Source organism: Pseudomonas sp. LBUM1671 (assembly GCF_059695685.1).
Genome location: NZ_CP166782.1, coordinates 3,213,764 through 3,225,858 on the forward strand (window position 1 = coordinate 3,213,764; position 12,095 = coordinate 3,225,858).

The 12,095-nt window shown below is 61.6% G+C and carries 11 protein-coding genes; 1 reads left to right on the plus strand and 10 read right to left on the minus strand.

Annotation, left to right across the window (positions count from 1 at the left end; all coding sequences use genetic code 11):
* Positions 1 to 8: 8 nt before the first annotated feature.
* The 4 genes from ACA060_RS14680 to ACA060_RS14695 form a co-directional block, all read right to left on the minus strand.
* Positions 9 to 1,079, minus strand: coding sequence for a WD40/YVTN/BNR-like repeat-containing protein (locus tag ACA060_RS14680; protein WP_497311559.1), 1,071 nt, complete (start codon positions 1,077 to 1,079; stop codon positions 9 to 11).
* A gap of 68 nt (positions 1,080 to 1,147) precedes the next feature.
* Positions 1,148 to 2,506, minus strand: a complete 1,359-nt coding sequence (locus ACA060_RS14685) for a DUF1329 domain-containing protein (protein ID WP_109631568.1) — start codon at positions 2,504 to 2,506, stop codon at positions 1,148 to 1,150.
* 38 nt (positions 2,507 to 2,544) lie between these two features.
* Positions 2,545 to 4,560 carry a DUF1302 domain-containing protein gene (locus ACA060_RS14690; RefSeq protein WP_497311560.1) on the minus strand — a complete coding sequence of 672 codons (2,016 nt, stop codon included), beginning with the start codon at positions 4,558 to 4,560 and terminating at the stop codon, positions 2,545 to 2,547.
* A gap of 131 nt (positions 4,561 to 4,691) precedes the next feature.
* Positions 4,692 to 5,258, minus strand: a complete 567-nt coding sequence (locus ACA060_RS14695) for an RBBP9/YdeN family alpha/beta hydrolase (protein WP_497311561.1) — start codon at positions 5,256 to 5,258, stop codon at positions 4,692 to 4,694.
* A gap of 259 nt (positions 5,259 to 5,517) precedes the next feature.
* Between ACA060_RS14695 and ACA060_RS14700 the strand changes: the two genes are divergently transcribed.
* Positions 5,518 to 6,567 (plus strand): AraC family transcriptional regulator, encoded by a 1,050-nt coding sequence (locus ACA060_RS14700; RefSeq protein ID WP_497311562.1) that lies wholly within the window; start codon positions 5,518 to 5,520, stop codon positions 6,565 to 6,567.
* A gap of 137 nt (positions 6,568 to 6,704) precedes the next feature.
* On the opposite strand, the gene ACA060_RS14705 is transcribed toward ACA060_RS14700, so the two are convergent.
* The 6 genes from ACA060_RS14705 to ACA060_RS14730 form a co-directional block, all read right to left on the minus strand.
* On the minus strand, positions 6,705 to 7,715 hold the full coding sequence (locus tag ACA060_RS14705) for a YeiH family protein (protein ID WP_109631576.1): 1,011 nt from the start codon (positions 7,713 to 7,715) through the stop codon (positions 6,705 to 6,707).
* Positions 7,712 to 8,038: a Rieske (2Fe-2S) protein gene (locus ACA060_RS14710; RefSeq protein ID WP_497311563.1), complete on the minus strand. Its 327-nt coding sequence runs from the start codon at positions 8,036 to 8,038 to the stop codon at positions 7,712 to 7,714. The genes ACA060_RS14705 and ACA060_RS14710 overlap by 4 nt, the downstream gene beginning before the upstream one ends.
* Positions 8,035 to 8,697, minus strand: coding sequence for a DsbA family oxidoreductase (locus ACA060_RS14715; protein WP_109631581.1), 663 nt, complete (start codon positions 8,695 to 8,697; stop codon positions 8,035 to 8,037). Before ACA060_RS14715 ends, ACA060_RS14710 begins: the two co-directional genes overlap by 4 nt.
* Positions 8,694 to 10,013, minus strand: a complete 1,320-nt coding sequence (locus ACA060_RS14720; protein ID WP_497311564.1) for an MFS transporter — start codon at positions 10,011 to 10,013, stop codon at positions 8,694 to 8,696. Before ACA060_RS14720 ends, ACA060_RS14715 begins: the two co-directional genes overlap by 4 nt.
* Positions 10,014 to 10,105: 92 nt before the next feature.
* Positions 10,106 to 11,158 carry a beta-keto acid cleavage family enzyme gene (locus ACA060_RS14725; RefSeq protein ID WP_497311565.1) on the minus strand — a complete coding sequence of 351 codons (1,053 nt, stop codon included), beginning with the start codon at positions 11,156 to 11,158 and terminating at the stop codon, positions 10,106 to 10,108.
* 86 nt (positions 11,159 to 11,244) lie between these two features.
* A complete protein-coding gene (locus ACA060_RS14730; RefSeq protein WP_497311566.1) occupies positions 11,245 to 12,093 on the minus strand; it encodes a TauD/TfdA dioxygenase family protein in 849 nt (282 codons plus the stop codon).
* Positions 12,094 to 12,095 lie beyond the last annotated feature (2 nt).

Consider the following 12,095-nt stretch of genomic DNA (forward strand, 5'->3'; position numbering starts at 1 on the left):
TTCGATTGTTACTTGACGTTCAGTACGCGTGCACCACGGCTGCCCACCAGCACCAGGCTGCCGTCGGGCGCCTTGATGGCGCCGGCTGATGGGGACAGGTTTTGCTGAGGCACCAATGTCAGGCGCGTGCCGTCTACGTGGACCAGCATTTGTCCTGCCTGGCTAAACAGCAGGTATCGACCCTTGGCGTCCACCGTGGCAGTGGAGATGCTGACCTGCTGGCCGGTCTTCAGCGGGGTCCAGCTGGAACCCCCGTCGAGGCTGCGAAACACATGCCCGCGCAGACCGTAGACAAGTACTTCGCCAGGCCGGCCAATCGCTCCGAAAAAGCTGCCCTGATACGGCGAATCGAGTGCCACGAAACGCTGGCCCAGGTCATCCCACTTGAGCAACAACCCCTGTTCGCCAACGATGTAGAGCGCATCCCCCGTCGAGGCGATGGCATTGAGGTGCAACCCTTGCGGGTTGTCGGTGCGGTCCTGGAACGGTGTCCAGTGATGACCGCCATCGTCGGTACGCAGAATCAGGTTGAACGCACCGACCACATAACCGGTTTTTTCGTTGGCGAACCAAACGTCGAGCAGCGGCTTGTCGGCGCCCTCCTCTGTCAGCCGCTGTCCGTCGGCGGCGAGCGTCGCCCATTGCTCATTGGCCGGTTCGGCGCGGGCCAGCGCACCGTAATGTTCAACCAGCAACGCACCGATCTGCCGACCGTCCAGTTGTCTGGTCCAGGTTTCTCCGGCATCGCTGCTGTGCAACACCACGCCATCATTGCCGACCGCCCAGCCCTGGGCTGCTGAAGGAAAACTGACGGCATTGAGGTCGGCACTGACCGGTACGGCGGCCTGTTGCCAGTCTTTGCCGCCATCATCGGAATAGAGAATGTGGCCACGTTGCCCGACGGCGACCAGCCGCTCTCCCGCACGGGCCACGCCCAGCAACGGGCTGCTGACCGCCAGGGCGCTGGCCTTGGCCGGCTGGTCCAGCACGTCGACGAAGCTGGTGGCGTGGGCAAAGCCCTGCAACAGAGCAAGGGCCATACCCAGCGCCAACTGCCGGTACTTTTTGTACGAACACATACGGCGTCCTCATGAAAAAACTGCGCCGGGCGCACGTCGCGTGCAGCCCGGCGTTGCAACAGGTCGCTTTAGCGAATACCGGCGCCCGCCAGGGACTCCGGCGACCACTGCGCCTTGGACAGCGAGTCGATGTAACGGATGCCGCCGTAAGGGCCCACCACACCGTTGATGTTGTAGGACCCGCCGATCAGGTCGTAGATCATGAAAGGCGTGGAGTCCGGTACCTGCTTGTCATAGCTCTGGCTGAGGAACGCGAACGAACCACGGTAGAGCTGACCACGCGCGTCGTACTGATCAGAAGCCAGTGCGGCCCAGCTGTCTTCATCCAGGTAGAAGCGGCGCTTCTGATAGACGTGACGTGCACCTGCCTTGAGGTTGCCTTCCACCACCCACACGCGGTGTTTCTCCCAGCGTACGAAGTCGGGCGCCAGGTGATTGGGCGTGGTCAAGCTTTTCGGATCCTGGGCGTAGGTCAATTTGTAGGTGTTGTACGGTACGATCATTTCTTGCTTGCCGACCAGCTTCCAGTCGTAACGATCCAGTGCGCCGTTGAACACAAACACATCGTCGTAAGTGCCGGCGCCGGCAGTCCCCGGGTTCGGCGTGTCATACGCCAGGTTGGGTGCTAATTTCACGCGGCGCTGGCCCGGCAGGTACTGCCAGGCGCGGCGCGGCTGCTCCAGCGGGTTGGCCGCGTCCTTGAGCATGATCGACTCGCCGGCCCGCCGCGCCGGCCCGGTGTAATACAACTTCATCTGGTAGTACACGTCCGCGCTGCTGATGGGCTGCGCCATATTTTCGTAGATCGGGTAAGTGATGAACGCCTGCCCCGTGGTCGCCAGGCTCGCCACCCCGGCCGAGTCGACGTTCCAGGAGTCGTACTTGGAGTTGATGTTGACGCCCTGATAACGCAGCAGGAAATTCCACATCGCCTCGCTGCCCGATTGCGGAATCGGAAACGGCACGCCGGGCAATACGTTGTCGATGGCCAGCCCGCCTTCCAGGGACTTGGCGCCATTGGCGTTCTTCACGCTGTTGTCCAGCACCGCTTGCGGCAAGGCGACGGTGCGATGGGTCGGGTAGACATCGACGCGGTAGCTGGGGAAGCGCTTGGCCAGTTCAACCGTGGTGGCACTGAGCATGCCCTTGTACTGATCAACGTTCTTGCCATCGATCACCAACACCGGTTTCTCGCTGGCGAAAGGGTCCGGACGCATGCTGTCGCCGGCCTTGAAACTGGCCGGGGCCGTGGTCAGCCCGCCGGCATAGGCGGGAATGGAACCGTCGGCGCTGGCGGCTTTTTCGGCGCCGATCAGGGTCAGGCTGCTGCCCAGCCGGGCGGCTTCTTGTGTCGATACGGCTGCCTGTACATGAACGGCAGCGGCCATGGCCAGGGACGCGGCCAGCAGAGTTGGGACGAATTTCATGGGTCATACTCCTGCTTAGTGACTAAGCATTGGGTGAATCAGAAGGTGGTTTTCAGCGTCAGGTACAGCGCGCCACGGTCTTCGGTGGTCGCACCGCCGCCCGAGAAGGCTGAATAGCCACCGGCGTAGCACGCATAGTTTTCGTTACCGCTGAAGGCGTTCGGCGTGGAGCCGTCGCCACTTCCGGCGTTGGCAGCCCCGGTGCTGTTGCCGCTGACATTGCACTTGTCAGCCTTGCCGAAGGCGTCCACGTACTTGAGGTCGACGAAGTACTTGTTGTAGATCGCTGCACCGACGCCTAACGCATAGTTGCCGGTGTCTTTCGCGCCACCGCCAGAGACCGGTGAAACACCGTCCAGCCCCACGTTGACGGACATCGGCAGGCTCATGTCCACGCCCGGGAATACCTGGTACCAGGTCGGCGTGAAATTGACCGCGATGCCCCAGTTGTCACGGGTCGGCGCATCGAGACCGCGGTAAGTACTCTTGCCCTTGTAGAGCGCTTCATTCTTGTCATCGAGCTTGAGGAGATTGCTGTAATAGAGCTCGGCGAGCAGAACGGCCGAGTCGAACACCGGGGTCTTGGGCAGGGTCATCAGGCCGTTGATCGTCCAGTGCAGCGTGTCGCCGGTGGCGCTCATGCTGTCGCCATCGTGCGGGGTGTCGTAGATGACACCGGTGGCCGCAGTTCGCGGAGGCAACAGACCGAGACCACGCCCCAGCCCAAGCGGACTGCTGGTGCTGACAATCGCCGGGATACTGGCCAGCGGCATGTTATGGCGGATGTTCAGGTCACTGCCGACGCTGATACCCCCGATGTCCTTGGACAGGCTCAGGCCAAAGATGTCGATCTTGTCGGAGTACGCCAGTTGATAGGTGGCGGTGCTCAGCGAGTTCAGCGTGTTGACCACCGCCGGCACTTGACCTGCCGGGGCGGTGCCATTGGCATTGGCCGAGCTCAAACCTCTGGCGTCGAGCCAGGCCTGAGGCAAAATGTCCGACGTCTGGCGGTAGTAAACGCCAAGAGTGCCGTCCAGCCAGGCGGGCGACCATCTGGCCATAACGCCCCAATCGCCAGAATTACGAGGTGTCAGGTCATCGCCACGGCGCACGTTGGTCAATGCGTTGCAAGGTGCCAGGCCGCAACCCAACGGGCTGCCTGGGACCACGGAATTGGTGTTGCCCAGCAGGAACGACTGCGCGCCGAAACCCACCAGATCGGAACCGCCATAGTAGGTGCCCGCCTCTGGCAGGCGCGCGGCATCCCAATCGAAGAAATACTGGGCTCCTACTGTCAGCTCGGGATTGACCGTGAAGGACATCGACATCTGGTTGCGCGGGACAAACAGCTCCTTGGCCTCGGTGCCGGGCGATGCCGCCAGCTTGGCCAGGTCCAGGCCAGCCTGGCCGTAGCTGATCGAATGCACCGGGTTCAGGATGGTTTCGCCCCAGAACACGTTGTGTTGCCCGGCCTTGACGCTGAACAGCGACTCCTCGCCCACTTCGGTGCTGTAGAACACGAAGGCGTCGAGGATTTCACCGGAGGGACCGGTGTAGTAGCGCTGGGCGTAGTTGCTCAGGTGTGGGCTGCCGTTGCCGACATTGTCGCGAGTCACCGGCGCCAGGCGCGGGTCATTGGCGACCAGGCCCGAGGTGCCGCCATTGCCGTTGACGAACGGGTTGGAGTTGGAACCGGTGTTTTCATACGCCTTGTCGTACCAACTCGCGGCACTGACACGAAAACCCATGTGGTCCTTGTAGACCACATCCATCTCGGTCAACAGGTCGACACGGTGGGTGATGTTGGTCCCGGCCTTGCGAAAGTTGTAGTCGCCGTCGTTGTTGTTCGGCGTGCCCAGCATGCGCTTGTCCGCACTTTCGGTGCGCACGCCGTAGTTGTACTTCACGGTGTTATCAAAACGCACGGCCCAGTCAGGATTGCCGGTATCGAGCTCGACGGCGTGGGCCACCGGCATGGATGCAGCGAGAATGGCCAGGGCCAACAGACTGTGACGCGAAGGGTGTGTGTGGCCGTGACTCTTATTGTTATGCATTACGGTGTCTCCGCCATGTTGTACTTATTTTTAAGCGCAGCTTTCCTTGCACAGGCCCTGGTGAAAGGGCCGGCGTTTGTTTCTCGCGTCAGAGCAGTTGCCGGACGTATCGCGGCCGGCCAGATGCCTGACTAGCGATCCAGTTCGAGAATGAGTGCTTCGGCTTGCGGGCAATGGCCAAAGCCCGAGGCAGGGTTGAGGTGGCCGACCTCGCCGAGGTTGACCAGTTCGCTGCCCCAGTCGCGGGCCATTCGGGTGACGGCCTCGAGGCTAGCCAGGTGATCGTTGGTGCTGCCCGCGACGATGCTGCGAAAAGGCAGCTCGCCGGCAGGCAGAGGGTCCCAGCCGTGGGTTCGAAGGGTTTCAGCGGACGGATAGCCCTGGGGCCAGGAGGCATTGAGGTCCGGCGGCGTGGCCAGTAACGCACCCTTGATCGGGGCGCGATGCCGGGCCGCCCAGTGCGCGACCATCAGCACGCCGGCGCTGTGGGCGACGAGAATCACCGGGCCGTCGATCTGCTCCAGTTCATGCTGGATCGCCCGGACCCGGGCCGCGCAGTCGAGCTTGTCGGTTTCAAGCGGCGGGACGCTGCGCACGTTGCTCAACCGGGCCTCCAGCAGCGTTTGCCAGTGCTCGGCAACGTGGTCGCGCAGACCCGGTACGATCAGAACGGTTGCGGCAGTTTGCAGTTTGTTCACTTGAACACCTTCGCCTTCACGATGACTCGACTGGCTGTGTTGCCAGAATCTTTTTGTAGGTCCGACATTAAAGAGCCCACACCTGGTTCGCTTTTCATTTGACGACAGCGATTTTTCTTTTGATGACACCGGGATTGCCGCCGATGAGTCGTCGTTGAGAAGCTGAAAACGCCTCTGCAAAAACTTTTCATTTCATGACGTGCTGGCTATAGTCGGCCACGCTCATTTCCATCGAGTCCCTACCAGGAAAGACTTCTGCATGACCAAGCTTGTTCGCGCCGCCGTCTTGACCAACTACCTGGAAGTGGCCCACTACCTGGCGCTCAACCCCCATGATTTGCTGGCGAACGTCGGACTGAGCAAGGCCCGCCTGCAAGCCCCCGAGCATCGTATTCCGATCGATTCGGCGGTGCGCCTGCTGGAGGATTCGGCGGCGGCCAGCGGTTGTCAGACCTTCGGCCTGAGCATGGCCGAATCGCGTCAGCTCTCGGATTTCGGCGTCGTCAGCCTGCTGCTGACTCATCAGCGAACGCTGCGCGATGCGTTGCACGTGTTGGTGCATTACCGCCACCTGATGAACGATTCCCTGGCGATCTTTGTTGAGGAAGCCGGCAGGATGGTGATCATCCGCGAGGAAGTGGTCACCGAGTCACCGATGCCCTGCCGACAAGCCAATGAACTGGCAATCGGTGTGATGTTCCGGCTCTGCGCCGCCCTGCTCGGTGCGCATTGGCACCCCTACAGCGTCAACTTCACTCACCAGGCTCCGGACAACCTGCAGCTGCATCGGCGCCTGTTCGGTTGCAACCTGGAATTCGGCAGCGAGTTCAATGGCATCGTCTGCCCCGATGCCAGTCTCGACATGACCAACCCTCAGGCCGATCCGGCCATGGCCCGTTACGCCCAGCGCTACCTGGACTCGCTGCAGAGCCCCGAAGGGCCGTCGACCCTGTTCGAAGTGCGTAAAGCCATCTACCTGCTGCTGCCCATGGGGCGCGCCACCATCGAGCAAATCGCCCAGACCCAGGGCATGAACGTGCGCACGCTGCAGCGTCGCCTTAAAGACGATGGCTGCGCGTTCAACGACCTGATCAACGAAGTGCGCCGCGACCTGGTGCTGCGTTATCTGGAGAACCCGAATTACTCGCTGGGCCGGATCGCCGACATGCTCGGTTATTCCATGGCGAGCTCTTTCACACGCTGGTTTATCACGCAATTCGGCATGCCGCCCGCCACCTGGCGCAGCACGCAAAAGCCCGGTCTTTCCAAGGCCTTGACGGACACCCCACCCTCCCCTGGCCCCACATAATCCTGAGCAAAAAAAACGGCGACTGCTGGTGCAGTCGCCGTAAAAAACCGGTGCTTGTGACGCCGGTCGAGTGCCGCACGACGCTGGAGTTAACGCAATGCGGCGGCTGTGGAACAGGGTGCGGCATGCCGTGGGACTTACATCCCCCAGCGCAGTAAAAGCAGCACAAGAATCACAAGGAACACGGTCTCCCCCACCATCAGCAAGATCGGCTTGAGGCCAACGGCGGCCAGTTCCTTGAGTTGGGTTTTCATGCCCAGGGCGCTGATCGAAACCACTAGGCACCAGCGCGACAATTCATTGATCGCCCCCTGCACCTGCGGCGCGACCCATCCGGTGCTGTTGATACAGGCCAGAATCAGAAAACCGACAGCGAACCACGGCAACAGCGGCGGCCGTTTGCCTGTGGGGTCGGCACCTTGCATTCGCGTAATCATGGCCGCGCAGACGATCACTGGCAGCAGCATCGCGACACGCATCAACTTGACGACCGTGGCCGTATCGCCGGTCTCGGTCGACAGGCTGTAACCAGCGCCGACCACCTGGGCGACATCGTGGATGGTCGCGCCCAAAAACACCCCGGCCACCTGCGGCGACAACGACAGCCAGTTGGCGATCATCGGATAGACGATCATTGCCAGGGTTGAAAGCGCCGACACCCCAATCACGGTAAATAACGTGGCACGCTCTTTCTGCGGATGGTTTGGCAGCGCCGCCGCCAGCGCCAAGGCCGCCGAGGCACCGCAGATGGCGGTCGCCCCGCCAGTGAGCATGCCGAACAAACGCTGAAAACCCAGAGCCTTGGCCGCGATCACCGAGACGCCGATGGTCACGACCACCAGAATCACCACCAGGGCCACCGGCTTCCAACCCAGCGCCGCCATCTGTTCAAGGGTGATGCGCATGCCCAGCAACGCCACGCCGATGCGCAATACAGTGCGCGCCGTGAACTCGATACCGGCCTTGCACACGCCGTCACTCGCCAGGAAGTTGAGCGCCATGCCCAGCAACAAGGCAAACAGCATCACCGGCGCACCGTAATGCTCGGACAGAAAGGAAGCGGCAGCCGCGACGATCAAGCTGACGATGAAGCCGGGCGCCAACTCGCGCGTTCGGCTATGGATTCGGGTGAGAGCAATGGCGCTCATGGCGCGGACTCCTGGGAAACGATGACAATAAAGGCCTGGTCGTCGACCACCTCGACCGGGTAGTTGGCGACTTTGAGTGCGTTGGAGTTGAGCAAATAGCCGCTGGCCAGATCGAAACGCAGCCCATGGGCGCAGCATTGAATCGTTCGCCCGTCGAGGCGCCCGCCACACAGCGAGGCGCCTTGGTGCGGGCAGCTATCGTCGATGGCGAACAAATGCCCGTCGACGTTGAACAGCGCCAGACTTTTGTCTTCAAACTCGAACAGCGCACGGCCACCGGCCTGCGGGTGTTTGCCGACAGGTACGGGAATACGTTTGATCATGCCGGCTGCCGCTCGCGATCACTTTCCTTGAGTGCTTCATTCATGGCCCCGAGCAGCGCCTGGGCAGGTTGTGCTCCGATCACTGTCATACGGCCGTCGAACTGAAAGCCTGGCACGCCACTGGTCGCTCCGGGGAATCCGTCAAAAGGCGTGGCGTCGCCCTTCAGGCAATCGAGCACCGTGTTCGTATCGACGCCGCAGGAGCGGGCAATCGCGAGCAACGTCTCACGGCAACCGAGGTTTTCGCCTTTGCGGAAATAAGCGGCGAACAGTCGTTCGAGCAACATTTCACGCTGAGTAGCATTGCCCAGCGCGCTGACCCGCTCGAACAAACGATGGGCGTCAGCGGTGTTGGGCATCGTTTCGATGCGGCCGAGGTCGATGGCCAGTCCAACTGCCCTGGCAGCCTGCTGAACCTGGGCCTGACGCACGGTCATGGCGCCGGCATTACCCAGACGCTTGCGATAGAAATCGGCGAAGGGTTCACCTTCTACCGGCAACTGAGGCAGCAACTGCACCCCATGCCACGCCGTGGTGATCTGCACACCCGGATGGCGACTGCGAAACTGGACCTGCGCATGCTCCAATTGGCGCTTGCCGATCAAGCACCAGGGGCAGATGAAATCGAAAAACACGTCAATCCGTAAACGACCACTCACAACTTCACCTCGCACGCTGCTGTACCGGGCACGTCATCGACGCGCTCATCCCTCATCCGAGTGATGTCTTTGTGGTAATGACACAGGGCATAAAAAAACACCGCCGCCGCCAGGACACTGACGAGGGGCACCAGTTGGAAGGCGCCGTGCAGGCCGATCACATCGGACACTCGGCCGGTGATGAACGGCCCTGGCGCCAGGCCCAGCATGTTGTTGGCCAGGGTCAAGGTGGCGAACGCCGTGCCGTGGACCGAGTGATGGGTCAGATTGGCAACCATGGCCCCGGCCGGGCCGGTGGTGCCCGCGGCAATCAGCATGCCCAGGCAGATCATCCCCAGTTGCGCAGGCCCCGGCGGCAACGCGAAGGCCAGCGACAACAGCACGCAGCTGCCCAGGCAGTATGCGATGGCCAGGGACACCTTGCGCTCCGGTGAATGACGGCACAGACGGTCACTGAGCATGCCGCACAGGATCATCCCCACGCCGCTGCACAGCACGATGATCGCTGCCATGCCCCCGGCTTTGTCCGTGCCCATGTCGTAGTAGCGATTCAAATAACTGGGCATCCACACAATCACCGTGCCGCCGACGAACAGTTGCAAGCCGCTGCCAACATAAGTCGCGATCACAGAGCGGCTGGAAAACAGCGTACGCAACGGGTGCTTGATCGTCGCGGCGGCCTTGCTCACCAAGCGCTGCGGGGCGATGCGTGCTTCCTTGACGATGATCGGGTAAAGCATTGCCAGGACCAGGCCGAACAGCGCCATGCCGGCAAACGACCAGCGCCAGCCAAGCTTGGCCGCGATGGCGCCGCCCAGGGCCATGCCCAATACCGATCCAAACATGCCGCCCGCCATGAAGGCACTGGCCAGCGTGGCCCGCATGTGTTTGGGAAAGAGGGAAATCACCACCGCGATGCCGACGCTGCCGTACGCCGCTTCGCCGACGCCGACCATGAACCGTGCAATGAACATCTGCTGATAGTCCTGCGCCACTGCGCAGCCCAGTGTCGCCAGACTCCACAGCAAAGCCATCAGCGCCAGGCTCTTGACCCGGCCGAAGCGATCCGCCAGCAATGACAGGGGAAATGTCAGCAGCCCCACCATCAGCGCGACAATGCCACTGAGCAGGCCGAGCTGACCGTCGCTCAGGGACCATTCGCCCTTGAGCATCGGAAACACCGCGTTCAGCACCTGGCGCGACATGTAATCGGAAATCAACAGCCCGAACGTCAGGGCGAAGACTATCCAGGCATATTTGCGCGCAACCACGACAGCACCGTCGTCATCGTCTGCGGCGATTGGGTGAAAGGCCATGCAGCCTCCTCAAAGCTTTGTTTTATTGTTGTTATCAAGCGTGTTGCAGTGCAGTGAGCGGGAGGCCACTGACCTCCCCCTTCGTCTGTCGATCAGCCGCGTTGCGGCACACCTTTCTGCCCGGCCTTGCGGTTGGGGGCCATGCCGTTGGCCAGCAGCGTTTCTTCAATGCTCTGGTACTGCACGCCGATGCGGTAGATCTCACGGGCTTCTTTGCCGGTGGCGATTTCGCGACCCAGTTCATGGGCGATGCGCACAGTCTGCTGGATCTGCGCAACTGAGCCGAAACGATCGCCCTTGTGATCAATGATAGTGTCTTCATTGCCCACACGCGGGTGCATACCCATGGCCATCGACATGGTGTTGAACGGCATGACGTTCTTGAGCAGCGACTCGGAGGTCAGGGTGCAACCGTCTGGCGCGCGGTGGATGAAGTTGAAGAAGTTGAATGGATTGGGGCCATCGAAACCGCCGCCAATACCGATCCAGGTCAGGTTCAACGGGCCCTTGTAGACGCCCTTGCGCACCAGGCGCTCGAGGGTTTCCAGCGCGTGCATGCCGGTCAGCTGGAAGTGCGGCTGGATGCCGTTGTCCATCAGACGCTTGAGGTGCTCGGCGACCCAGGCCGGGCCTGCCGGCACGGTCATCTCGCTGTACGCTGCCTGAAAAAGGGGGTTGGCCAGGGACGTGCCTTCCAGGTATTCCGGATACAGCAGTTCCATGATGTTCATCTGGGTGGTGTTGATCGCCACGGTGACCTGATCGGGTTTTGGCGTCAGCTCGGCCAGCATGTGTCGCGTATCGTCAGACAGCCACTTGGCCGCTTCGCCATCGCTTTCCGGCGCGAAGGAAATCGAGCCCCCGACCTGAATGATCATGTCCGGCACGGCTTCACGCACACCGGCGATCAACTCGTTGAACTTGGACAGGCGCTTGGAGCCCTTGCCGTCCAGTTCGCGCACGTGCAGGTGCAAAACCGTTGCTCCCGCCTCATAACAATCCACCGCCTTCTGCACCTGCTCGTCCATGGTCAGCGGGATGTCTTCGGGAAAGTCTTCAGGCATCCATTCCGGGCCGTACGGGGCCACGGTGATGACGACCTTTTCCATGTTTTCCGGGTGCAGGGAATCGTCGAAGAATTGCATGGGTTACTCCTGTTCTTATTGGTTATCCGCCCAGCCGGGATCGTGCCCGGTGGGCGCAGTGACGAGTGCGAATGCAGAGGGGTCGATCAGTAAGTCTTGTCGCCGATGATCCCGGCACGCTCCATCTTGCGGTGGCACGGCGGGTAATCCATGACCGCGTAGTGCTGGGTGCTGCGGTTGTCCCAGATGGCGATGCTGTTCGGCTTCCAGCGCCAGCGCACTTGGTACTCGGGGATGTACGCCTGGCTGATCAGGTAACGCAGCAATTCACTGGCGCCCGGATTGGCGTCCTGGCCGAAGCGCACGCGCTCGGGAGTGTGGTAGTTGCTGAAGTGGGTGGTGAAGGCATTGACGAACAGCACCTTTTCCCCGGTTTCCGGGTGGGTGCGCACCACCGGGTGCTCGGCGTCCGGATACATGGCCTTCAGTGCCAGGCGCTTTTCGACCGGCATGGCCGCGCCGAAACTGGCCTCAATGCTGTGCCGGGCGCGCAGGTCGGCGATCTTCGACTTCACATCATCAGGCAGGTTTGCGTAGGCTTCGACCATGTTCGCCCACATGGTGTCGCCGCCCACAGGTGGACATTCCACGCAGCGCAGCACACAGCCCATCGGTGGCGCCTCGCGCCAGGTTGCGTCGGTGTGCCAGGCGTTTTCGTAGCGGTCCATCGGTTGGTCCGGCTTCTTGTAGATGCGCACCAGACCCGGGTGATCCGGGTCACTGCCGGCCACCGGATGATCCTCCAGCTCGCCGAAACGACGGGCGAAGGCCACGTGCTCGGCACGACTGATGTCCTGATCGCGCAAAAACACCACGCGATGCGTGAGCAACTGGGCACGAATCTCGGCAAAAAGACCGTCGTCATGGATCGCGTCGGCGAGGTTGACGCCGATCAGTTCCGCGCCGATGTTGCAGGTCAATTGTTCGACTTTCATGG